The organism is Novosphingobium sp. PhB57, assembly GCF_004342985.1.
Lineage (GTDB): Bacteria > Pseudomonadota > Alphaproteobacteria > Sphingomonadales > Sphingomonadaceae > Novosphingobium.
This window is the reverse complement of record NZ_SMBO01000015.1, coordinates 16,279-40,341: the sequence shown is the minus strand read 5'-3', so window position 1 is coordinate 40,341 and position 24,063 is coordinate 16,279. Positions and strand designations below refer to the sequence as shown.

Here is a 24,063-nt window from a genome sequence, read left to right as displayed (position 1 = left end):
TCCTTACACGGGCGTATCCGCGCCGGCCAATTGACCTGGGACCATGCCGGCGAGCGGCTTCACACGATCATCTCGAGCATACTTCGGGAAGAACCTCCGTCTGAACGTCGCGGCCGGCCCGGTTCACCGTGACTCGCAAGTCGTCTGCCTGCCAGGCCAGCCAGTCTGCGCCCGGCGCCTCCCAATCCTGCAGGGACATCTCGGCGTCCTGTGCGTTCAGCCACCGGAGGTTCGGGGCGAGACGAGCGAACTGCCCCGGACGGGCGGCTCGAATGGCGGAAAGTTCGGCGACGTGATCTTCCAGCTCCCGGTCGCGGCTTTCCCAGTCAACCCAGCCGATGGCATTATCCTGGCAATAGGCATTGTTGTTGCCTTGCTGGGTTCGGCCGAATTCATCGCCGGCGGTCAACATGATGGTGCCTGTGGAGGCGAAAAGCGTGCCGAGCATTGCCTTCATGTCTGCGCGGCGTGCCGCCACTACACCGGGCACGGATGTCGCACCCTCCGCACCGTTGTTCCAGCTAAAATTCTCACCGTGCCCGTCGCGGTTTTGCTCGCCATTGGCCCAGTTGTGGCGTTCCAGGTAAGATACCGTATCGGCCAACGTGAAGCCGTCATGAGCGGCCAGGAAATTGATCGAACGGCAGCTATCTTCCATCGGTCCGAACAGATCGGACGAGCCTGCAAGCCGCGTTGCCAGTTTTCCAATGCCCTCCTCATGCTTCCAGAAACGGCGTACGTCGTCACGGAACCGATCGTTCCATTCCAGCCAGTTTGGCGGGAACTGACCGAGTTGGTAACCGGAAGGCCCGATGTCCCAAGGCTCTGCGATCATGACACGGGTGGACAGGATCGGATCGGCCGCAATCTCCGCAAAGATCGGCGCTGCAGGATCGAAACCAGGGCCACGGGCGAGGATGGGGGCAAGGTCGAAGCGGAACCCGTCGACGCCGCAGGTTCCCGCGAAGTGCCGCATGGCATCGCGGGTCAGGCGGCGCACCGCCGGATTGGCGAAATCGAGAGTATTGCCGCAGCCGGTGTCGTTGATCAGCGATCCGTCCGGCGCATGGGCATAAGCTGCATTGTCGAGGCCGCGCAGGGACAGGACGCCGCCCTCCACGTCGCTTTCGCCGCTATGGTTGAACACCAGGTCCAGCAGGACACCGATGCCTTCAGCGTGGAGGGCCGCTACCGTCGATTGCAGTTCGGCAGTTCCGCCGGGGCAAAGGCCGGGATCGAGCGCCATCATCGCCACCGGATTATAGCCCCAGGCGTTGACGAGCCCGAGCGGCGGCAGGTGGCGCTCGTCGATCCAGGCGACGATCGGCATGAGTTCGACGGCCGTGACGTGCAGCTTCTTCAAATGCGCGATCACGGCGGGATGAGCGAGCGCTGCTACGGTTCCACGCAAGGGTGCGGGCACTTCGGGATGCAGACGCGTGAAAGCCCGGACGTTGAGTTCGTAAACCAGTCCGCCGACGACGAAACGCGGGGGCTCAACCAACGCAGGTTCGACGAGGGGAGGCACGAGCGCGCGCGGGACGATATCGGCGGTATCGTCGCCGAATGTAGCGAGCCTGGGGCTTTGGACGAAGCGGCGGTCCAGTTCCACGGCGTAGGGATCGACGAGCAGTTTTGCGGGATCGAACCAGAGCCCGCGATCGGGCGCCCATTCCCCCTCCGCCCGATAGCCATAGCGCGCGCCGGTGAGGTCGCCCGGCATTTCCAGCACCCAGTTCGGGCCGTTTCGCACCATGGCGTAACGTCGTTCCCCCTCGCCGTCGAAGAGGCAGAGCCAGACTGCCGACGCAAGGGGACTGCGCAAGGCGAAACGGGTCATGCCTTCGCAGACCGACACGCCGAGCGGAATCATGCTGTCAGGGCGCGGTAGAGGTCGGCATAGGCCTGGCCGCTGGCCTTCCATGAGAAGTCGCACTTCATCGCGTTCTTCTGGATCGTGCGCCACTGCTCAGCGCGGTTATAGAGGTCCACCGTACGGGTCAGTGCGGCTGCAAAAGCATCGTAATGGATGCCGTCGAATTGGACGCCAGTGGCCACGCCCGCGGCCAAAGCCGCCGGATTGGCATCGATCACGGTATCGGCCAGGCCGCCCGTGCGCGCCACCACCGGCACACAGCCATAAGCGAGACCATAGAGCTGCGTCAGGCCGCAGGGCTCGAACCGCGATGGCACCAGGATGGCGTCGCCGCCGCCCTGCATTCGGTGCGAGAGCGCTTCGTCGTAGCCGATCCGCACAGCGATGCGCCCGGGATGACGCGCGGCGGCCTGATGCAGGGCCTGTTCGATGGCGCTGTCGCCCGAACCCAGCAGGGCCAGGCGTCCGCCAAGGCCGACGAGGTGGTCGAGCACTTCCAGCAGGACGTCCATGCCCTTCTGCCAGGTCAGCCGGGTGACAACGATGAACAGCGGCCCCTCGTCGATCTCCAGGCCGAATTCAGCTTCCAGCGCGCGTTTGTTGGCCGTGCGCCGCTCCAGCTTCTTCGCCTCGTAAGGGGCGGCCAAAGTCGGGTCACGCGACGGGTCCCAGAGGCCGGTGTCGATGCCGTTGAGAATGCCGGACACTGCCCGGCCCCGCGCTACGATCAGGCCTTCCAGCCCCATGCCGAAAGCAGCGGAGCGGATTTCGCGGGCGTAAGTGGGGCTGACCGTCGTCACGGCATCGGCGCAAGCGAGACCGGCTTTCAGCATGCCGAGGCCGCCGTGATACTCGACCCCGTCGATCGACCAGGCCTCGCGCGGGAGGCCAAGGCGCGGGAAGACTTCAGCGCCGAACCAGCCCTGGAACGCCATGTTGTGGATGGTCACGATCGAGGGCACGCGGCCCGCCTCGCCGCCGAAAGGTGCGAAGTGGAGATAGGCCGGCGCCATGGCGGCCTGCCAGTCATGCGCATGGACGAGATCGAAGCGCCGGGGCTTGCCGCGGGCCACCATGGCCCCGCCGGCAATATCGGCAGCGGCGCGGCCCAGCGCCGAAAAACGCTGCCAGTTATCGCCCCAGTCCTGCCCGGCAACATCGGCATAGGGCGCACCGTCACGGGCATAGAGCGCGGGAGCATCGAGGACGAGCAAAGGATATCCGTCGATCTTGCCCGACAGCAGCCGCGCGGGAACGCCAAGCAGCAAATCCCAGGCATGTACGGAACGGGCGCGGCCGATCGCCTTCAGCACTGAGGGGTAGCCCGGCAGAAGCGTCGTCATTTCCACCCCGTGGCCCGCCAGCGCGGCGGGGAGTGCGCCGACGACATCCGCGAGACCTCCGGTCTTAACCAGCGGCACGGCCTCGGAAGCTACGGACAGGACTTTCAAGTGGATTCCCCGCAGGCCGCGATCGCAGACATGACCCTCACAGACATCACTTTCACAGATTCAGGCGATCGATCATGGGCTTGGTAATGAGGCAGACGCCATTGTCCGTCCGGCGGAAGCGGCGGCCGTCGAGTTCAGGATCCTCGCCCACCACCAGTCCTTCCGGGATGCGCACTCCGGAATCGATCACCACGCGCGAAAGGCGGGCATGGCGGCCGATGTTGCAATAGGGCAGGATCACCGCCTCGTTCACCGAGGAAAAGCTCCCCATCTTCACGCCTGTGAACAGCAGCGAGCGCCGCGCGAGCGAGCCGGAGACGATGCAATCCTGGCTAATCAGCGAGGAAATCGCCTGGCCGCGCCGTCCTTCCTCGTCATGGACGAACTTGGCGGGGGCGGCCACGACGGTATCGGTCCAGATCGGCCAATCGCGGTCGTACATGTCGAGCTTGGGCACGGTGTCGGTCAGGTCGAGATTGGCCTCGAAATAGGCGTCGACGGTGCCGACGTCGCGCCAATATTCCTCGATTTCCTCACTAACGCGGATGCAGGAATTGGTGAAGCGGTGCGCCTGCGCCTTTCCGTGCTTGACGATGTAGGGAATGATGTCCCCGCCGAAATCGCGCTTGGAATCCGGGTCGGCAGCGTCGCGGCGCAATTGCTCGAACAGGAACTCGGTGTCGAACACGTAGATGCCCATGGATGCCAGGGCGTGGGCGGGATCGCCCGGAATCGAGGGGGGATCCTTGGGCTTTTCCAGGAACGAGGTGATCACGTCGTTCTCGTCGACATGCATCACGCCAAAAGCCCTCGCATCCTTGCGCGGCACCACCAGGCAGCCCACCGTCACGTCCGCGCCCGAATTGACGTGCTGCTGCAGCATCAATTCGTAATCCATCTTGTAGATGTGATCGCCGGCCAGGATGACCATGTACTTCGGCGTGTAGGAGGCGATGATGTCGATGTTCTGGAACACCGCGTCAGCCGTGCCTTCGTACCAGAGCAGCTCGGATATACGCTGGCTGGCGGGCAGGATGTCGAAGCTTTCGTTGCGTTCGGGCCGCATGAAGTTCCAGGCGCGGTTCATGTGCCGGATCAGGCTATGCGCCTTGTACTGCGTGGCCACGCCGATGCGGCGAATGCCGGAATTGATCGCGTTCGACAGGGCAAAGTCGATGATGCGGCTCATTCCCCCGAAATAGACCGCAGGCTTGGCGCGGTTGTCGGTCAATTCCGCAAGTCGGCTGCCTCGCCCCCCTGCCAGCACATAGGCCATGGCATCGCGCGCGAGTGGCGATCCGGTCGGCGTCCTCATTGCACTCACTCTCCTTCGTGTCGCCGTTTTCAACCGGCGTATTCGAGCATAATGGTTGCCAACGGCGGCAGTGTGACCAAGGCATGACCGTCTGCGGCTTCGACTTGGCCCAGGTTACCCTTGCCGGTTCCCCCGTAATGGGGAGAATCGCTGTTCAAGATCTCGTTCCATGTGCCGCCGCAAGGCAGCGGCAGTCTATAATCCGTGTGCATGGCCGGGGTCATATTCGAGATGATCGCGATCGGCGGCGCACCGGGCGCCTTGCGCAGCCAGGCGAAGACAGAATTGGCCGCATCGTCGACCACCAGCCATTCGAAGCCGTCGCCATCGCAATCGCCGCAGTGAAGCGCGGGCTTGTCGCGGTAGAGGTGGTTGAGGTCCTTCACCAGGTTGCGGATGCCTTCATGTGCAGGGGCGTCGCGCAAGTCCCAGTCGAGCGCGCGTTCCTCGCTCCATTCGCGGCGCTGGGCGAACTCCTGGCCCATGAACAGCAGCTTCTTGCCCGGATAGCCCCACATCATGCCGTAATAGGCGCGCAAGTTGGCGAATTTCTGCCAATCGTCCCCGCTCATCTTGTTCAGCAGCGAGCCCTTGCCATGGACCACTTCGTCATGGCTGAGCGGCAGGACGTAATTTTCGGAAAACGCGTAGACCAGGCCGAAAGTGATGTCGTTGTGGTGATAGCGCCGGTGCACCGGATCACGGGCCATGTAGCGCAGCGTGTCGTGCATGAAGCCCATGTTCCACTTGAAGCCGAAGCCCAGCGCGGAAGCATGCTCGCCTTCCGACACGTCATAGGCCGGCTGGGTGACGCCGGGCCATGCGGTCGATTCCTCGGCGATGGTGAAGACTCCGGGATACTGGCCATAAAGCGCGCGGTTGGTGGCGCGCAGGAAATCCACCGCTTCCCAGTTCTCGCGCCCACCCTGCTCGTTCGGGATCCACTCGCCGGCCTTGCGCGAATAATCGCGGTAGAGCATCGAGGCGACGGCATCAACGCGCAGCCCGTCGACGTGATAGCGATCGGCCCAGAACAGCGCGTTGTTGACGAGGAAGCTCTGCACCTCGCGCCGCCCGAAGTTGTAGATCAGGGTGTTCCAGTCCGGTTGGAAGCCCAGCCGCGGGTCCTGGTGCTCGTAGAGTGCGGTGCCGTCGAAGCGGACCAACCCGTGATCGTCTTTGGGAAAATGCGCCGGCACCCAGTCCAGGATGACACCGATCCCCGCCCTATGCGCGCCGTCCACGAAACGCGCAAACCCCGCGGGTTCGCCGAAGCGGGCGCTGGGGGCATAGAGCCCGGTCGTCTGGTAGCCCCAGGACGGATCGTAGGGGTGCTCGCTGATGGGCAGGAATTCGATATGGGTGAAGCCCATCTCCACGACATAGGGGATGAGCTTGTCCGCCATGTCGTCCCAATTGAGGAACCAGTTGAAGCGGTCGCGCTGCCAGGACCCGGCGTGGACCTCGTAGATCGAGACCGGCACCTTGCGCGGATCGACCGATTCCCAGTGATCGCGATGGGCCTCGTCACCCCATTCGAGCTTGGCGGGGTGAGCGGTCATCGACGCGGTGGCCGGACGGATTTCCGACATGAAGGCGAATGGATCGGCCTTGAGCGGTTGCACGCTGCCGTCCGCGCCGACGATATGATACTTGTAGGCACGGTAATCAGCGATGTCGGGGATGAATATCTCCCAGACGCCGATGTCCTTGCGGCTGCGCATGAGGTGGCGGCGGTGATCCCAGTCGTTGAAATCACCCACCACGCTCACTAGGCGGGCGTTGGGTGCCCAGACGGCGAAATGGACCCCGTTGGCGCCCTCGTGCCGCATGATATGCGCGCCGAGCTTATCGAACAGGCGAAAATGCGTGCCCTGCGCGATCAGCAGGTCGTCGATGGGGCCCAGCACCGGCCCGAACGTGTAGGGATCGGTGACCAGCCAGTCGCTGTCGCCGGCGGTGCAGCGATAGCGGACAGGCTGCGGATTGCCGAGCAGCTTGCCCTCGAACAGGAAGCGGTCGTCCACTTTGCCCAGCATGCCGAGCCGGCGGCCGTCCAGGCTGAAGGCCTCGACCGTCTCCGCGCCAGGCAGGATGGCGCGTGCGTAACACCCGTCAGGCCCGGGATGGAGGCCGAGAAGCGAGAACGGGTCGGCGTGGACGCCTTGCAGCAGGGACTCGATAGCGCTTTCGGGTGGCTTCACAGGACCTTCCAGATGTCTTTGGCATACTCGGAGATAGTCCGATCCGAGGAGAACCAACCGACATTGGCGATGTTCCTGATAGTTGCCGAATGCCAGCCCGCCATGTCTTCCCACCGGGCGTCGATCGAGCGCTGGGCGGCGGCATAGCTGTCGAAATCGGCAGCGCACATGAACCAGTCGTGGTCGTAGATGCCGCCGATGAGGTCCTTGTAGCGATCCGGGTCGTCGGGCGAGAACACGCCCGAGGAAATCGCCGAGAGCGCCTGGCGCAGTTCGCGCGATCCGTCGATCACTTCGCGCGGGTTGTAGCCGCTCGCGCGCTTGGCTGCCACTTCTTCCGCCGTGAGGCCGAAGATAACAATATTGTCGTCTCCCACATGGTCCTTGATCTCGACATTGGCGCCGTCGAGCGTGCCGATGGTGAGAGCGCCGTTGAGCGCAAACTTCATGTTGCCGGTGCCGGAAGCTTCCATGCCCGCGGTCGAGATCTGTTCGGACAAGTCAGCCGCCGGGAAGATGCGCTCCCCCAGGCTGACGTTGTAATTGGGCACGAAGACCACTTTCAGCAGCCCGCCGACCGAGGGATCGGCATTAACGCGCCGGGCGATGTCATTGGCCAGTTTGATGACCAGCTTGGCGTTGTGGTAGCTCGGCGCGGCCTTGCCCGCGAAGATCTTCACGCGCGGCACCCAGTCCCGTTCGGGATGGCTGCGGATCTGGTCATAGAGCGCCACCGTCTCGATCAGGTTCAGCAGCTGGCGCTTGTATTCGTGGATGCGCTTGATCTGCACGTCGAACAGAGCGTCGGGATCGAGCCGGATGCCCATCGTCTTCTTGATGTAGTCCGACAGCGCCATCTTGTTGGCGCGCTTCACGTCGGCCACCCGCGCGCCGAACTGCGCATCGGCCGCGAAAGCGTTGAGATCGGAGAGCTTTTCCGCATCGTCGAGGAAGCCGTCCCCGATCGCCTCGCGGATCACCGAGGTGAGCCCCGGATTGCACTGCTGCAGCCAGCGGCGCGGCGTGACGCCGTTGGTCTTGTTGTTGATCCGGTCGGGATAGAGCTTGTGAAGGTCCGCGAAGACCGTCTTCTTCATCAGGTCGGTATGAAGCGCGGCCACGCCGTTGACCGAATGGGCCCCCACGAAGGCCAGGTTGGCCATGCGTACGCGGCGCTCTCCGTTCTCGTCGATCAGCGAGATCGCCGAGATTTCGGCATCGCTGCAACCGGCCTTGCGTGCTTCGCGCAGGACACGGCTGTTGATCGCGTAGATGATCTGCATGTGGCGCGGCAGCAGGCGCTCGAACAGCGGCAGCGGCCAGGATTCCAGCGCCTCCGGCAGGAGCGTGTGATTGGTATAGGATACCGTGCGGCGGCAGATGTCCCAGGCTTCGTTGAATTCAAGGCCGTTTTCATCGACCAGCAGGCGCATCAGCTCGGCGACGGCCACCGAGGGATGGGTATCGTTGAGCTGGATAGCCGCCTGCTCCGGCAGGGTGCGGATATCGCCCAGGTACTGGACGTGACGGCGCACGATGTCCTGGATCGAGGCGGCGGTGAAGAAATACTCCTGCCGCAGCCGCAATTCCTGTCCGGCCGGGCTGGAATCCGCGGGATAGAGCACCCGCACGAGGCTGTCGGCGCGGACCTGCTCGGCCAGGGCGCCGAAGTGGTCGCCGGCGTTGAAAGCGTCGAGCTTGATCGGATCGAGCGGGCTGGCTGTCCAGAGGCGCAGGGTGTTCACGCGCTTGCCGCGCCAGCCGACCACCGGCGTGTCGATCGCCGTGGCCTCGACCTGCTCGGCCGGGTGCCAGAACACGCCGTCCCCTTCGGCCACGACCTCGCCGCCGAAACCGATGCGGTAAGTGCTCTCAAGCCGCTCGAACTCCCAGGGATTGCCGTGGGCCAGCCAGGTTTCCGGCAGCTCCACCTGCCAGCCGTCGTCCACGCGCTGGCGGAACATGCCGTTCACGTAGCGGATGCCATAGCCGTAAGCCGGAATATCCAGCGTGGCGAGGCTCTCCATGAAGCAGGCTGCCAGCCGGCCGAGACCGCCGTTGCCGAGCGCCGCATCGGGTTCCAGTTCCTCCAGAGCCGCAAGGTCAAGGCCGTGGGCCTTCAACGCGGCTTCGAACTCGCGGGTCATGCCCATGTTCGAGAGCGCGTCGCGCAGCAAGCGACCGATCAGGAACTCCATCGAGAGATAATAGACCCGCTTGCCCTGGGAATCGTAAGTGCGGCGGGTGGAATCGATCCACTTCTCGATGATTTCGTCGCGCAGAGCGAGGATCGAGGCGGTGTACCAGTCATGCTGCTTGGCCGCCCGCTCGTCCTTGCCGACGCGCTGGCGAAGCACCCTGACGATGTGCTTGTCCATTTCCGAGGGCGCTTCGGCCTTGCTGTTGGAAACAGGTTCGGTCGCCACGGGCACACTCCTGGTATTGGACGTGCAGGACCCTTTGAAAAATCCTGCAATCCGTATGGTTTAGCGTCAGGCAAGCAAAAGCGGACCGCTGCACTTTCCCGCGCTTCCCGATCATGGCTAGCACAGCGCCCGCTTGCGGCAAGGGGCATTGTGCAGTGCCGCAAAAAATTCGCGCCGGGCTGCCCCGCTGGTGATATGATCGCCCGCAAATACCCGCGAAAGGTGCTCATGAGCCTGATCGAATCCGACGTCGCCCCAACCCCTTTTATTCCTGGCGCCGCTTCCGGCCTTCCCTCCGCTTCTCCAGCCCTCGATTCGTCCCGTTCCCCCTGGTGGCAAGGCGCGGCGATCTACCAGATCTATCCGCGCAGCTTCCAGGACTCCAACGGCGACGGCGTGGGGGATCTTCCCGGCATCGCCCGCCGCCTGCACCATGTCGCCCGGCTGGGCGTGGACGCGATCTGGATTTCGCCCTTCTTCACTTCTCCGATGCGCGACTTCGGCTACGACGTTGCGGACTATTGCGGGATCGACCCGGTCTTCGGCACAATGGCCGATTTCGACGCGCTGGTTGCCCACGCTCACGACCTGGGCCTCAGGGTCATCATCGACCAGGTCTATGCCCATACCTCGGACCTCCATCTCTGGTTCGCAGAAAGCCGCTCGGACCGCGGTAATCCCAGGGCGGACTGGTACGTCTGGCACGATCCCCGCGAAGACGGCACCCCGCCCTGCAACTGGCAATCGGTGTTCGGCGGCCCGGCCTGGACCTGGGATGGCCGCCGCCGCCAATATTACATGCATACTTTCCTGAAGGAGCAGCCGCAGCTCAACATGCACAATCCCGCGGTGCAGGACGCGGTACTGCAGGCGGCCCGGTTCTGGCTGGAGCGCGGCGTGGACGGCTTCCGGCTGGACGCGCTCAACCATGCGATGCACGATCCGCTGCTGCGCGACAATCCTCCCGCCCCGGCCGACGGCCGCCTCCGCACCCGCCCCTTCGACTTCCAGCTCAAGACCTACAGCCAGTCCCACCCGGACATGATCGGCTTCGTCGAGCGGTTGCGGGCGGTCTGCGACGAATATGGCGTCATCCACACCGTGGCCGAGATCGGAGGAGACCATCCGCAGGCGGACCGGCGCGCCTATACCGCCGGGGAACACCGGCTGAACAGCGCCTATGGTTTCGATTTCCTCTACGCCCCCGCCCTCACCGCCCGCTTCGTGGCCGAGACCTTGCAGCGCTGGGAGCTTGCCCCGGACGAGAACGGCGGCTGGCCGAGCTGGGCCTTCGAGAATCACGATGCCCCCCGCGCCCTCTCCCGCTGGTGCGCGCCCGAACACCGGGGCATCTTCGCCCGGACGAAGATGGCTCTGCTCATGGCCCTGCGCGGCAATGTGATCCTCTACCAGGGCGAGGAGCTGGGGCTGCTTCAGGACGAGATCGCCTTCGAACAGTTGCAGGACCCCGAAGCCATCGCCAACTGGCCGCTGACCCTCTCGCGCGACGGTGCCCGCACGCCGCTGCCCTGGGAGGACCTCCCCCTCGGCGGCTTCACGCCGGTGTCGCCCTGGCTGCCGCTTTCCGCCGAGAATCTCACCCGCGCAGTCGCCATCCAGGAGAGCGATCCCGCCTCGCTGCTCCATTTCACGCGCAAGCTGCTGGCCCTGCGCCAGGCGAGACCGGTGCTGCGGCACGGCGCGCTGGAGGATCTCGCCTGCGACGGCGAACTGCTGTCCTTCCTGCGCGTGGAAGGGGAGGAGCGCCTGCTCTGCCTGTTCAATCTCTCGCCCGAGCCGCTGGCGCCCAGCCCCGCACTCCAGGCCCTTGCGGTGCAGGGCGATATCGTTCTTGCCATCAACGGGGCGACGCCAGCTGCCCTCCCGCCTTACGGCGTGCTCTGGGTGAAGGCCCGATAAGGGGCGCGAAGAACCGCCGCGGCCGCCCTTCCTGGCACGCGCCGACCAACGATTTCGCTGGCTGGCACGGCTGCGCATTGTCTAGAGGGCCGGCATGATCAAAGCGCCTTCCCTTGCCCTGCTGCTCTCCGCGCTCCTGCTTTCCGCGGCTCCCGCTGCAGCCCTGGCGGAAACCGCCGTGGTGACTTCGCCCGAGCCGCTTCCGCCCCGGCACGATCGCCCGCGGGTGTTCCTGGGAGGCAGCATCGACATGGGCTCCGCGCCGGACTGGCAGAAGCAGGTGATCGAGGCGCTTCGCGGCGAGGACGTGGTCCTGCTCAATCCGCGCCGCCCGGACTGGAACCCAGCCTGGAAGCCCGAGGCCAGCGAGCCGGAGTTCCGCCGCCAGGTCGAATGGGAACTGGCCGCGCTCGACAGTGCCGACGTGATCGTGCTCTACCTCGCGCCCGGATCGCAAAGCCCGGTGAGCCTGCTGGAACTGGGGCTGCATGCACGCTCCGGCAAAGTCGTGCTGCTCTGCCCGCCGGGTTTCTGGCGCAAGGGCAATGTCGACATCACCGGCGCGCGATACGGCGTGAAGCAGGTGACCAGCCTCGACGAACTGATCGCCGAGACGCGCCTGCGCGTGGCGGCGGCAGCGCAGGGCCTCACGGCCGGGAAATGACCCGCGCCGCCCGATCCCGCGCTTCCGTTGTCTACTGCTGCGTCCACTCCACCCGGTAGAGGTCGAAGCGCCGGTCCTTCAGGTTCTGCACCGCGCCTGACTGACGGGCCGTCAGCAGCGCATCCAGGCTGAGGTCGGCGATGGCGATCGTCTCGGTATTGGCCGCGGTGTCCGCCGCCACTCCGTCGCGCGCGAAGGGGAAATCGGACGGAGTAAGGATCGCGCTTTCCGCGTAGTGGACGTCCATGTTCTCCACGTTGGGCAGGTTGCCGACCACGCCCGAGGTCACGACGTAGCACTGGTTCTCCACCGCGCGGGCCTGGCAGCAATACCGCACGCGCAGGAAGCCGCGGCGCTCGTCGGTGCAGAACGGCACGAACAGCATCAGCGCCCCCTGGTTCACGAGGTGGCGGGAAAGCTCGGGGAACTCGCTGTCATAGCAGATCATCACGCCGATCGGGCCGCAATCGGTGGGGATCACGTTGGCGCCGTAGCCGCCCTTGATGTTCCACCAGCGCCGCTCGGACGGGGTGGGATGCAGCTTCTGCGTCTCGTGCACCGCACCGTCGCGCAGGAAGGTATAGGCGATATTGCGGATCTCGCTCTTGCCCTGGCCCAGCTTAACGCGGGTGGGATGCGAACCGCCGATGATGTTGATGTTGTAGCTCACCGCCATGCGCTGCATGAATTCCACGAAACGCCCGGTGTAGTCCGCGATCTTCTCGATCGCAGCCGCGGGTTCCAGCTTGGTCTCTTCGATCGACAGCAGCTCCAGCGTGAACAGCTCGGGGAAGACCACGAAATCGCTCTCGTAATCGGCGGCCACGTCGATCCAGTATTCCACCTGCTCCTCGAACTGGTCGATCTGTTCGATCTTGCGCATCATGAACTGGACGGTGGCCACCCGCACGGTCGAAGGCACGCGCTCCTTGAAGCCGGGCACCGCCTTGCCCGTATCGCGCGGGGCGAGCGGGTTGGTCCAGTACATCAGGACCGCGTTGCCGCCGCTTTCCTTGTCGTTCGGGATGTAGTCCGGCAGAATTTCGCGCGGCTCATAACCCTCGTTCATCTGGAACTGGATCACCTGGTCGCGCACTTTCTTGTCGCGCACGGCCTGGAGGTAGTCGGCCGGGTCGGGATATTGGCGCATGCGCCGCGAATAGCCCGGCATGCGCCCGGCGAAGGCGATGCCCTTCAGCTCGAAATACTGGCAGACTTCCTTGCGCTTGCGATAGAGCCGCTGGCCGATGCGCAGGCGGCGGTAATCGGGGTCCACGCAAACCTCGAAACCGTAGAGCACGTCGCCATCGTCCGACGGCGGACGGCCATAACCGCCGTTGCTGATCTCCTCCCAGGTATGCGGGCGGAAGGCCTGGGCGGCGGTGACGATCATCGTCGCGCAGTGGCCGACGACCTTGCCGTCATATTCGGCAACGAACTGTCCTTCCGGAAAATTGATGACCTGGCCCCGGATCTCGGCGCGGGTGAAGGCATCGGCCTTGCCGTAGACTTTCACCGAGAGCCGCGCGATCGCGGGTGCATCGGCTACAGTGGCGGGGCGGATGATGAGCTTGGCTTTTGTCTGGTCCATGAAGGCGTTTCCTACGCATGAGACCGGCAGAGGTTCCAGCCTCGAAAATGACTCTTTTCCCGTCGCTTGCGGGATATTTTCGGCCGGGCGCCCGTTATCCCCTTCGAAAGGAGAGACGAATGAGCGCTACACTCATTGCCCTCGCCCTGTTTGGCTGCAGCGATGACGGATCAGCTTGCGAGAGGCTATCGACGCCTGTGCAAACTTACGAATCGCGCGCCGAATGTACCGCACGCCTCGATGACGCCCTGGCTACGGAAGCCGCGTTGAAGGCGGAAGCGCCCACGGTTTACGCCCAGTGCCTGAGCAACCGCCAGATGGCCTCGCTTGGCAAGGGAACTGTCGATCTTAGGCGCGTGAACGGCGTCCAGTTCGCCGCCAGATAGCGTTACGTAACCCGGCACGGACCTTGGGAAGCGTGGGGGCAACTTCTCGCGAAACCCTGAGGGGAAGCTCGGGGCATAGGGGCGTCGGCACAAGCCGGTGCCCCTGCTCATCATACCGGAACCAAAAACCGGTGCCCGGCATGGACTGACAGAGCCGGTCAGCCGCGACCGCGGTAGCCCTGCACGCCCTGGTCGGGAACCCAGAGCCCTTCCGGCGCCGCGCCGGATTGCCAGAACACGTCGATGGGAATGCCGCCGCGCGGATACCAGTAGCCGCCGATGCGCAGCCAATGGGGCTTCATCTCGTCGAACAGGCGCTGGCCGATACCGACAGTGACGTCCTCGTGGAAGCCGTTGTGGTTGCGGAACGCGCCGAGGAACAGCTTGAGGCTCTTGGATTCGACGATGGTTTCCCCCGGTGCATAGTCGATCACCAGGTGCGCGAAATCGGGCTGGCCGGTAACCGGGCAGAGCGAGGTGAATTCCGGCGCGGCGAAGCGCACCAGATAGAGGCTGCCCTGGCGCGGGTTCGGCACGTAGTCCAGCACGGCGTCTTCGGGAGACGTCGGCAGCGCACTGTTCTGGCCCAGATGCAGCGGGGTCATGGTGGTGTCAGTCATGATGCCATTGATAGGTGCCCCGGCGCTGCGCTTCAAGCCATGCGACCGAGACGGCGACGGGGACCGGGACCGGAACCGTGACGGACATCCGACCCTGCAATGCGGGCCGCCGCAAGTGCGGCGGGGAAATGCGCCAAGGGCGCGATTGCCCGCGCGCCCCGCATTGGGCTATGATCGCTCACGTCTCGCCGCGCTGGAGCGGAGCATTAACCGCGGGTTCAGCGCATGGTCTAATGTGGGGCTGGGAGTTTGATGCGGGGCCGATGTGACTAAATTCGCGACACCACTTTCACGCGCGGCACTTGCGCTCGGCCTCATGGCGGGACCGACGACGGCTTTCGCGCAATCGACCTGGAGCTTGCCGCCCGGCCAGCAGGAAGGCCAGGGCGCGCCGCGCCCGCAAGGTCCGGTGGACCCGCAGAACCCCACCGTCACTCCGCGCGACACCGCTCCCGATGTACCGGCCGCAGCCCCCGCCGCAGCGCCCACTTCGCGGCCGACACCGGTGCCGACCATCGCCGCCCCGCCGCCGCCCGCCGCGCGCGCCAGCGACCGCCCGCAGCCGCGTGCGACCCAGCCAGCCGCCACGGCCACGCCCGCTCGTCCGGCGGAGCCATCGCGCACGGAACCCGCCGCCGCCGCGCCCTCACCCGCCGTCACCCCCTCGGCCCAGTTGCCGGCTCCGGCTCCGGCGCTGGCACCCGCCCCCACGCCGACAGCGAGCGAAAGCGCCGCTCTGCCGGCCCAGCCTTCCGCCGCGCCGGAAGCGGACCTCGCAGGCCCGCCCGCAGCCACGCCGCATTGGCCGGAGTGGTGGCTGGCCATCCCCGCTGCCTTGGTCGCGGCCGGGGTCGGCGTCTTCCTGCTCCTTCGCCGCCGCCGCGCACCTGCCACGGCCTGGGAAGAAGCCGGTCTCGAACCTGAAGCCGAGCCCGAGGACGAAATCGTCCAGGAGACGGCCGATGCCCCCGTCGCAGCCGCCGCCATCGCCGCGCTCGACCCCGTAGCCCCCGTTTCGCCGGCCCCCCGCGTGCAGCCGCTGCGCAATCCCGGGCCGCAATCGCCGTCGCAGCCGGCACCAGCTGCGATACCGACCCCTAATCCGGCGCCGGCAAGGGCCCCGGCGCCGTCCGGTCCGGGCGTGATCGCAGTCGATTTCGAACCGGTGACGCTGCGCCTGTCGCTCGTCTACGCCACGCTGCAATATCGCCTGACCTTGGCCGCGCCGGAAAGCGGCCTTGCCGAGCCCTGGCGCGTGCTAGGCGACATGATCTCCGCCCACGCCTCGCTATCGCAAGTAGAGCAGCTCGCGCCCGAACCTGCCGCCTTGCCGCTGCGCCACACCCTCGAAGCGCTCGCCCCCGGCGAAACGCGCACGTTCAAGGGCGAACTGCAATTGCCGCTCAACGCGATTCGCGTGATGCGCCAGGGACAGGCCAGCCTCTTCGTGCCGCTCGTGCGCCTGTGCCTCGTGGACGAGCATGGCCATGCCGAGCGCCGCGTGTTCTCGCTGGGCGTTCCGGGCGAAGGTCCGGATCCCGCGACTGTCCGGCTCGCCCCCATCCGCCTCGACACCGGCCCGCGCGACCATGCCACGATCGCCGCCCGTGAAGTCGAAGCCGCCCGCGACATCGGGCAGGATCCCAATTCCCCGATGCGCCGCCTCGCCTGATTCTCAGGCATGCCGGGGCCTGAGCGGGCCAATTACCGCTTCGGCCACCTGCCGCCATGAAGCAGCCGGCGCCATCACGGCGTCCGCTGGCCGTCTTGCCTCTCGACCCCCGCCCCGCGGGGCGGTAGTGCTGGAAGCGCAAGAGCGGAGAGCACTTTGAGCGATTTGGACAATTTCGACGACCTCGCCCCATTCACCAAGCTGGTCGGCGGAGGCCGCCGCAAGGAGTGGACCGGCGCAGTCGTCAACCCGCCGGTCTGGCGCGCGAGCACGCATCTCTACGAAAACACCGCCGCACTCGCGGAAGGCCCGCGCCGGAACGAAGACGGCCGGTTCTTCTACGGTCGCCGCGGCGCTCCCACGCAATGGGCGCTTTGCGAGGCCCTGACCAAGATCGAGCCCGGTGCCCACGGTACGGTCATCTATCCCTCGGGCGTCGCCGCGATCGCCGGAGTCATGCTCGCGCTGCTCCGTCCGGGCGACGTCGTGCTCATCACTGACAATGCCTACGATCCCACCCGCTCGATGGGCACCGGCATGCTTGCCGACTTCGGGATCGAGACCCGTTTCTACGATCCGCTCAACATTCCCGCCTACGAAGACTTGTTCTGCGAACGGACCCGCGCCGTCCTGATCGAGGCGCCGGGCAGCCTGTCGATGGAAGTTTGCGACGTTCCCGAACTGGCCCGCATCGCGCGCGCGAAAGGCGCCGTCTCCGTTCTGGACAACACCTGGGCCAGCCCGCTCGGTTTTGCCGGACTGGAAAAGGGCGTGGACGTGACCGTCATGGCGCTCACCAAGCATGTCGGCGGCCATTCGGACCTGATGATGGGCAGCGCCAGCGCGGGCGAGGAACTCTATGAGAAGCTCCGCAAACGCGCGCAGGATCTCGGCATCGTCGTCTCGCCCGACGATGCGGCACTGGCCCTTCGCGGGCTGCGCACCCTGGGCGTGCGTTTGCGCCAGGAAGCCGAATCCGCGCTGAAGATAGCGCGCTGGCTGGAAGCTCGCCCGGAAGTGGCGCAAGTGCTCTGTCCGATGCTGCCCGGCTCGCCCGGCCACGACATCTGGAGGCGTGACTTCACTGGCGGCTGCGGCCTCTTCAGCTTCGTGTTCAACGGCGGCACCATGGCCGACCGCAACCGCTTCATCGACGCCCTGAACCTCTTCGCCATCGGCTATTCCTGGGGCGGATTCGAAAGCCTGGTCGTGCCGATCGAACCGACCCGGCACCGCGAGATCATGCCCTGGCCTCCGGGCCAGCACGAGCCGTCCGACCACTACGGCGTGCGCCTCGCCGTCGGGCTGGAAGACACGGACGATCTCATTGCCGATCTCGAACAGGCGCTCGCGGCCATGAAGCGGACCGGCTCGGCGACATGACCAACCCGGTCGTCCGCATGGTGATGCCCAGCCCGACGCCGTCGCCCAGCGGCACGGCTGAGGCTGCGACCCATGCGGCAGGCCGTACGGGGGCAGACCAGCCGCTGGCGGGAGCGGACGGCCTCAAGAACGCAGTCACCTCGCACGGCGGCTTTCTCAGCGATCTGGTGGACACGCTGGACCGGCTGGCGGTGCAGGTCGGCTCCAGCAGGATTTCGGTCTGGGATCTCGTCGTCCTGCTCTTCGTGCTGGGGCTGGTCATCTCCATCGCCTGGGGTGCCAGCCGCCTTTCCAGCCGTGTGCTCCGCTCGGCAACAGGGCTCGACCAGACCCAGCGCCTGCTGGCGGAAAAGCTGGTCAGCCTGCTGATCTGGACGATCGCGATCCTCGTCGGCATCGACGTTCTGGGCATAGACCTCACCGCACTGACGGTGTTCTCCGGCGCCTTCGGCCTTGCCATCGGCTTCGGCCTGCAGAAGACGTTCGGCAACCTGATCGCCGGAATCATCCTCCTGATGGACAAGTCGATCAAGCCCGGCGACGTCATCACCATCACGGATGCCGCCGGAATGTCCACTTTCGGCCAGATCCGCCGCATCGGCATCCGCGCCGTATCGCTGACCACGCGCGATCAGAAGGAGTACCTGATCCCGAACGAGAACCTGATGATCAATCAGGTCGAGAACTGGTCCTATTCGAGCAAGAACGTGCGTATCCAGGTTCCCGTGGTCATGCCCTACGCCTGCGATATCGAACGCGTGGAACATCTCATGTTGGACGCCGCCAAGTCGGTAAGGCGCGTCCTGGCCGCTCCGCCGCCTACCGTCTGGCTCGACAGTTTCGCGGAGCGCGGCGTCAGCTTCGTGATCCACGTCTGGATCACCGATCCCGAGGAAGGCGTCGGAAATGTGCGGTCCGACGTCTTGAAGGCGCTCTGGCGCCTCATGCGCGAGCAAGGCATCGAAGTCCCCTACCCGCAGCGCGATCTCAACGTGCGCGACACCGAAACGATGCGCCAGGTGATCGAAGCGCTGCGTGGAACACACCAGACGCGCTCACCCACTGACCCTTCGGTTAGCACTTGATCTCGCTTCCTCGGCAGATATCCATCGGGCAGATCCGAGCCACCGTTTCCGCGCAAGCAGCTGCTCGCCTAGCGGACGCCCTCGGGTCGCCAGCACGGCCGGAGCCGGGAAATCCGCGCGAAATCGATACTTTATCCGTCTACAGCAGTACGGTGGCATCATCGTGTCTTAAGCACACCGAACGCAGGCTTCGCCTGCAGTAAAAACAACAACTTACGAAGAACCAGGGACTTGTTCCCTGGCCTTCCGAGGGTCAAGCGGGAGCAGTCCGCAGGCTCCAAATGGCCATTTGCTCGCCCTCACAACCGATGATCTCGGTGCCGATTCGGAGGCTGAAAGGGCCCACCTCAACGGGAATGTCGCGCGCCGAAAATCTCGGGTGGCGGGCATTATTTGGGATACCGATCTCGCCGGCTTCGGGATGCGCCACAGCCCCTCGGGCGCAAAGAGGTGGATCGTCCAGTACCGCTATCGCAGCAGCACCCGTCGAGCCGTACTCGGTAAGGTCGGCGAACTGTCGGCCACAGATGCCCGTAAGGCAGCCAAGGCCCTACTGGCCGACGCCGCTCTTGATGGTTTGCCTGATTTCGGCGGGCGTAAGCGCGCGGGCGATGACATTGAATTTCATGCCTTCGCCCAGCTTTTCTGGAATCACTTTTCGCCTCGGTGGAAGCCCACCACGCAACGCGCCAACAGATATTACATTGCGAACCGGCTGGTTGCGACATTCGGCGATCTTCGTCTGAGAGCCATCGAGAGGTCCGATGTCATCCAGTGGAGAGACAGTATGTCGCGCCTTACGGGGGCGTTCAACCGAGCGATCCCCATTTTATCGGTGATGCTGGGTTACGCCGAAACCCTCGGATATCGCGAAATCGGAAGCAACCCATGTCGCGGTGTGCCGAGATTCAAGCGCAAGCCGATGGAGCGTTATCTGTCCGCACGGGAGTATGCGCAGCTTGCTACGGCCCTCTGCGAGACGCAAGCAGCCCTGCCCGATGCTACGGCCGCTGTCAGGATTCTCCTCTATACCGGCGCACGACGATCCGAGGTTGCGGCTTTGCGGTGGGAGTGGATCGGAACTCACTTTGCCGACTTGCCCGACAGCAAGACGGGGCCAAAGCGTCTTTATCTGAATAGGCCAGCGATCGATGTTCTTGACCGGCTCGGTCGGGAGACTAGCGGCGCGGTCTTCGGCGATCGTCTGAGCCGGGCGCGCCTGGATAAACACTGGCAACTCATACGAGAAAGAGCCGGCTTGAGGGATGTTCGCCTGCATGACCTTCGGCACAGTTTTGCATCAGTCGCCATCGGGCGCGGGATCTCCCTTGCGAAGCTCGGCGGAATCCTGGGCCATGAGCTTCCGGAAACGACCGCCCGCTATGCCCATCTTGCCGATGAACTGGTTCACGAGGCGGCGGCACGCGTCTCTCACTCGATGGCGCGCGCGCTGGGGGTGGCGATATGACCGCCCTTACCTTGCAAAAGATCGTCAGCGACAGCCTCGCCGACGTTGGCGTTAAACTCGCAGGACGGCGGCCTGCTGGCAAACACCGAACTACCGTCTGGGCCGAGAAACTGCCGGGATTTGGCATTCGAACTTACGCGTCTGGAAGACAGGTCTACATCGTCCAGACGAAAATGGCGGGGCGTCTGCGCACCGTAACCTTATGCAACGTTCGGCTTCTGTCACAGGCCAAGGCTAAGGATATTGCCAGGCAAATCCTGCTGCGGGCGCGGTCCGGTCAGGACCCTGCTGGGGACCGCCAGCAAGCCAGGCGCATCCCACCTTTTGACGCGTTTCTTCAGGAGTATTGGGAACGCATGGCTCCGACATGGAAGGCCTCCACCTTAAAAACACATAACACTTACCGTCGCCGATATCTCGACGGCGCGTTCGGGCAGCGTGCGGTGGACCAGGTTACCCGGGCGGATGTCGCGCTCTGGTTTGCGGATGTTGCCGAGCGTGCTGGGAGAGGCGGAGCTAACCGCGCGCTGGACGTGCTCAGGACGGTGTTCAACAAAGCTGAAGAATGGGGAATACGTCCTGCGTCCACCAATCCCACGGTCAGCATTCAGCGTTACGGACAAATGCGGTTCGCTCGCTTTCTCCGGCCAGAAGAACTTCGCGCTCTCGGTGCCACCCTCGAGCTGGAGGAAGCGCGCGCCCCTATGCATGTCGCCGCGATACATCTGCTTTTGGTCACCGGGTGCCGACGCCGCGAAATAACCGGGCTGCTATGGCCGGAAATTGTGGGGGCCCGGCTGAAACTCACTGACACCAAGACCGGACCTCGAACGGTTTGGTTAGGTGCGGAGGCTCAAAAGCTTTTGCATGGCCTGCCACGCGTGGAGGGGCGGTCCCATGTCTTCTGGAACGAGCGATCTCAAAAGCCCCTCGATATCAAAAATTTCTGGCCCGCCTTCTGCAAGAGGGCCGGCTTCGAAGGCCTGCGCATCCACGATCTGCGGCACAGTTTCGCCAGCCACGCCGCTGCAATGTCGGAAACGTTGCCGATGATTGGGCAACTGCTCGGCCATAGGTCGATACAATCGACGAGCCGGTACGCTCATTTGGATGACCGTGACCTGCAAGAGACGACCGAGGACATAGGCAATCTGATTCACGCCTTGTGTTCGGCGGGGCTCGGCGCGGCACCGCCGGCCCTCTCGGCGAAGGGGGCCGGCTATGTTCGATGATTACGAGATCCGACAGAATCTCTTGGACGCGGAAAGGGAGGAAAGTCGCGAGATTTGGCTGATTGCCGCGCCTCGCATGACCCGGCTTTCCATCATCCTTCTTAGGTTGCGGGTCGGCCGAGGCTGGAGCACGGACCGCATATGCAGGAGGCTGCATATTTCGCGGCGCACGTTCCGCCGGCACATGGGCATCGCTATTCGGCAGATCGCCCTCGCCCTTGAGCAATTCGACAACAGGAAAGGGTAAGCCTTCGCCGGGCGATGCATGCGAAAGGGTGCATCGCCCGGTTTGGCTTGCTATGGGAACAGCGTGAGAACCGATCTCGATCATCTACCCTCGGCAAAACGCCGCGAACTGGAGCTTGTGGTAAAGCTCATCTTCGAGGAATTTGGCGACGCCGTCGCGCTCGCCCAGCAGACCTGGAAGAAGCAGGCGCGGATTCTCAAGATCATTCTGTTCGGCAGCTACGCGCGCGGTGGCTGGGTCGAGGAGCCGCACACGGCCAAAGGATACCGATCCGATTTCGACTTGCTGATTATCGTCAGTCACGAAAAGCTCGTCGATACTGGCACTTATTGGAGCCATGCGGACGAGAGGCTGATTCGGGAACGGGACGTGACCGGCGTTCTGCGCACGCCCGTGAATTTCATTGTCCATACGTTGGGCGAGGTGAATGATGCCCTTTCCCAAGGCCGCTACTTTTTTACCGACATCGCCCGTGAGGGCGTCGTTATCTATCAGGCGGACGATGATGAACTGGCCCAACCCAAGCCAAAATCGCCTAGCGATGCATTGGCGCTTGCCCGCGAGTATGCGGAGGACTGGTTGCCGAGCGCTGATGAATTCCTCATCCAAGGTCGGGAAGCGGCAGCGCGAGGTTGGGCAAAAAAGGCGGCATTCGAACTGCATCAAGCCGCTGAGCGGCTTTACCACGGCGTCCTCCTCACACTTACGTTGTACACGCCGCACACCCATCGTCTGTCTGCCCTTCGATCGATGGCGGAGCAGCTGGACGAGCGATTGATTGAAGCTTGGCCACGGGAGCACCGTGAGGACCGGAAGCGGTTCGAAAAGCTGAAAGACGCCTACATCAAAGCTCGCTACTCGAAGCACTATCAGATCGAAGCGGATGACCTGGACTGGCTGGTGGAGCGGGTCGAGGTGCTCACAAGCATCGTTGCCAGCATTTGTCAGGAGCGCATCGCCAGCTTGGCAGCTGCGGCGGCCAACTAAGCCTAAAAGGCTGACACTGCGTATGGGCGAAATGCCCAAGCGCAACACACTTCCCCCATAACACTCAGTTTCATTGATCCTTTCGATACGAGAACGGCGTGAACCGTGTCCTGAAAAATAGATCGTTTGAGCGGTTCGCTCTGAAAGAGCGGATTTCCGATACGGCCTCGATCGGTGCTGAAGTACGACCCTATTCAATTTCGCTCACACCACTGAATTGCAACGAGCAATAGCAAGAGGCAAGGTCCCGATAAGCGCCGATCGGGGACCGATCATTCTCCTTCTCCTCAAAGCGTTTTCAAACACTTGTGCCGATTTAAACCGGGGTTCGGCCTTGACGCCGAATCACAAGCCGGAGGTGCTGTGCTCATGGATTCTTTCAATACCATGCCTGGGGGCTAAGATTCTCGGGGATACCGGTAAAAACTGCAAAACTCTCTACCAGGATCGTTGGCGGTAACCCACGTTTAACCCTATAAGCCCGGACATTATGACGTCGGCCAAGAGAGTCTAAAATTTTGAAGTGTATTAGCCTGTTTTCGGGGGCCGGAGGGCTCGATGTTGGTGCCAAGGCCGCAGGAGCGCGGATCATCCGTGCGGTGGAGTTCGATAAGGATGCGGCAACGACGCTCCGCCTAAACTCCGACGCCAGCACGCTCATTGAGTGTGCTGATGTTGCGACCCTTGACTTTCATCAACATAGAAATGACACTGGCGACACGATCGTGATCGGCGGCCCTCCCTGCCAGCCATTCTCAAAGAACGGCTACTGGGTCCGAAACGAAAATCGTTTGGTCGAAGCCGATCCTCGCAACATGCTCTCCCAATTTCTGCGGGTAGTCAGCGAGGCCAATCCGAAAGGCTTCCTGCTCGAAAACGTGGAAAGCCTACGTCACCCAACCAACAAACAGGCGCTCGATGCTTTTGTTGCCGCCGCTGAAGTGTTAGGATACACATGCACGGTCGCGCTTGCGAACGCGGCTGACTATGGTGTCCCCCAGAAGCGGAAGCGCGTCTTCATCTTCGGGACGCGCGGTAGCAAAACGGCTATCCCGAATCCGGAACGACTGAGGTCTTCGGATCCTGCCGACGGATTTCCGCCGCATCTTGGCGTGAAGGATTTCCTCAAGCCGTTCAACTCTTCTCGCTATTTCGAACCCTCGGAAATGGTTTGCGGCGGAACTTACGAGCACGAATTGCGAAACGTGCCCCCTGGGCGCAACTACATGGCGCTGGATGAATTGACGGGCTACTCCGGTCGCACCTTCCGTCGTGGAGGTCGTTTCTGGAACTTCCTCTACAAGCTCCACCCGGACGAACCTTCGATCACGATCGCTGCACAGCCAGGGCCGTGGGTAGGACCATTCCATTGGAACAATCGCCGCCTCCGGGCGCCCGAGGCGGCGGCGATCCAAACCTTCCCCGCCGACTACAAGTTCCATGGCACCCGGCGGTCGGTTCAGAAGCAGATCGGCAATGCAGTTCCTTGCCTTCTTGGCGAGGCAATGGTCAAACACCTGATGAACCATGTCTAAT

General features: G+C 63.9%; 18 protein-coding genes. 11 read left to right on the top strand and 7 right to left on the bottom strand.

Annotated elements, in window-relative coordinates; genetic code table 11:
• Positions 1-67 precede the first annotated feature (67 nt).
• From glgX to EDF58_RS23765, 5 genes are read right to left on the bottom strand one after another with little or no spacing between them, the layout of a single operon-like run.
• Positions 68-1,873, bottom strand: a complete 1,806-nt coding sequence (gene glgX / locus EDF58_RS23785; RefSeq protein WP_132270050.1) for a glycogen debranching protein GlgX — start codon at positions 1,871-1,873, stop codon at positions 68-70.
• Entirely contained in the window at positions 1,870-3,333 is a 1,464-nt protein-coding gene (glgA, locus tag EDF58_RS23780; protein ID WP_132270048.1) for a glycogen synthase GlgA, read from the bottom strand. Before glgA ends, glgX begins: the two co-directional genes overlap by 4 nt.
• Positions 3,334-3,379: 46 nt before the next feature.
• A complete protein-coding gene (gene glgC / locus EDF58_RS23775) occupies positions 3,380-4,642 on the bottom strand; it encodes a glucose-1-phosphate adenylyltransferase (RefSeq protein ID WP_132270046.1) in 1,263 nt (420 codons plus the stop codon).
• A 29-nt stretch (positions 4,643-4,671) separates the two neighbouring features.
• The gene (gene glgB / locus EDF58_RS23770) at positions 4,672-6,846 is read right to left on the bottom strand and encodes a 1,4-alpha-glucan branching protein GlgB (RefSeq protein ID WP_132270044.1); all 2,175 of its coding nucleotides are present in this window, start codon (positions 6,844-6,846) and stop codon (positions 4,672-4,674) included.
• A complete protein-coding gene (locus EDF58_RS23765) occupies positions 6,843-9,224 on the bottom strand; it encodes a glycogen/starch/alpha-glucan phosphorylase (RefSeq protein WP_207913143.1) in 2,382 nt (793 codons plus the stop codon). The genes glgB and EDF58_RS23765 overlap by 4 nt, the downstream gene beginning before the upstream one ends.
• A gap of 276 nt (positions 9,225-9,500) precedes the next feature.
• Between EDF58_RS23765 and EDF58_RS23760 the strand changes: the two genes are divergently transcribed.
• Entirely contained in the window at positions 9,501-11,192 is a 1,692-nt protein-coding gene (locus tag EDF58_RS23760; protein WP_132270040.1) for an alpha-amylase family glycosyl hydrolase, read from the top strand.
• Between the two features lie 94 nt (positions 11,193-11,286).
• Entirely contained in the window at positions 11,287-11,856 is a 570-nt protein-coding gene (locus EDF58_RS23755; protein ID WP_132270039.1) for a nucleoside 2-deoxyribosyltransferase domain-containing protein, read from the top strand.
• 31 nt (positions 11,857-11,887) lie between these two features.
• On the opposite strand, the gene EDF58_RS23750 is transcribed toward EDF58_RS23755, so the two are convergent.
• The gene (locus tag EDF58_RS23750) at positions 11,888-13,447 is read right to left on the bottom strand and encodes a bifunctional GNAT family N-acetyltransferase/carbon-nitrogen hydrolase family protein (RefSeq protein WP_132270037.1); all 1,560 of its coding nucleotides are present in this window, start codon (positions 13,445-13,447) and stop codon (positions 11,888-11,890) included.
• Positions 13,448-13,566: 119 nt separating this feature from the next.
• On the opposite strand from EDF58_RS23750, the gene EDF58_RS23745 reads away from it, so the two are divergent.
• On the top strand, positions 13,567-13,833 hold the full coding sequence (locus EDF58_RS23745) for a hypothetical protein (RefSeq protein WP_132270035.1): 267 nt from the start codon (positions 13,567-13,569) through the stop codon (positions 13,831-13,833).
• A 158-nt stretch (positions 13,834-13,991) separates the two neighbouring features.
• On the opposite strand, the gene queF is transcribed toward EDF58_RS23745, so the two are convergent.
• Complete coding sequence (gene queF, locus EDF58_RS23740) at positions 13,992-14,453, bottom strand: preQ(1) synthase (RefSeq protein WP_132270033.1); 462 nt, start codon at positions 14,451-14,453, stop codon at positions 13,992-13,994.
• 265 nt (positions 14,454-14,718) lie between these two features.
• Between queF and EDF58_RS23735 the strand changes: the two genes are divergently transcribed.
• The 8 genes from EDF58_RS23735 (at position 14,719) to EDF58_RS23700 (ending at position 24,062) form a co-directional block, all read left to right on the top strand.
• Positions 14,719-16,125 carry a hypothetical protein gene (locus EDF58_RS23735; RefSeq protein ID WP_165921558.1) on the top strand — a complete coding sequence of 469 codons (1,407 nt, stop codon included), beginning with the start codon at positions 14,719-14,721 and terminating at the stop codon, positions 16,123-16,125.
• A gap of 156 nt (positions 16,126-16,281) precedes the next feature.
• Positions 16,282-17,508: a cystathionine beta-lyase gene (gene metC / locus EDF58_RS23730; RefSeq protein ID WP_132270030.1), complete on the top strand. Its 1,227-nt coding sequence runs from the start codon at positions 16,282-16,284 to the stop codon at positions 17,506-17,508.
• Positions 17,505-18,593 carry a mechanosensitive ion channel domain-containing protein gene (locus EDF58_RS23725; protein WP_132270029.1) on the top strand — a complete coding sequence of 363 codons (1,089 nt, stop codon included), beginning with the start codon at positions 17,505-17,507 and terminating at the stop codon, positions 18,591-18,593. Before metC ends, EDF58_RS23725 begins: the two co-directional genes overlap by 4 nt.
• A gap of 289 nt (positions 18,594-18,882) precedes the next feature.
• Entirely contained in the window at positions 18,883-20,061 is a 1,179-nt protein-coding gene (locus EDF58_RS23720) for a tyrosine-type recombinase/integrase (RefSeq protein ID WP_243654474.1), read from the top strand.
• Positions 20,058-21,293, top strand: coding sequence for a site-specific integrase (locus EDF58_RS23715; protein ID WP_132270027.1), 1,236 nt, complete (start codon positions 20,058-20,060; stop codon positions 21,291-21,293). The genes EDF58_RS23720 and EDF58_RS23715 overlap by 4 nt, the downstream gene beginning before the upstream one ends.
• Complete coding sequence (locus tag EDF58_RS23710; protein WP_132270025.1) at positions 21,283-21,540, top strand: helix-turn-helix domain-containing protein; 258 nt, start codon at positions 21,283-21,285, stop codon at positions 21,538-21,540. Before EDF58_RS23715 ends, EDF58_RS23710 begins: the two co-directional genes overlap by 11 nt.
• Positions 21,541-21,603: 63 nt before the next feature.
• Complete coding sequence (locus EDF58_RS23705) at positions 21,604-22,527, top strand: HEPN domain-containing protein (protein WP_132270023.1); 924 nt, start codon at positions 21,604-21,606, stop codon at positions 22,525-22,527.
• A 518-nt stretch (positions 22,528-23,045) separates the two neighbouring features.
• Entirely contained in the window at positions 23,046-24,062 is a 1,017-nt protein-coding gene (locus tag EDF58_RS23700) for a DNA cytosine methyltransferase (RefSeq protein ID WP_207913142.1), read from the top strand.
• Position 24,063: the final 1 nt, after the last annotated feature.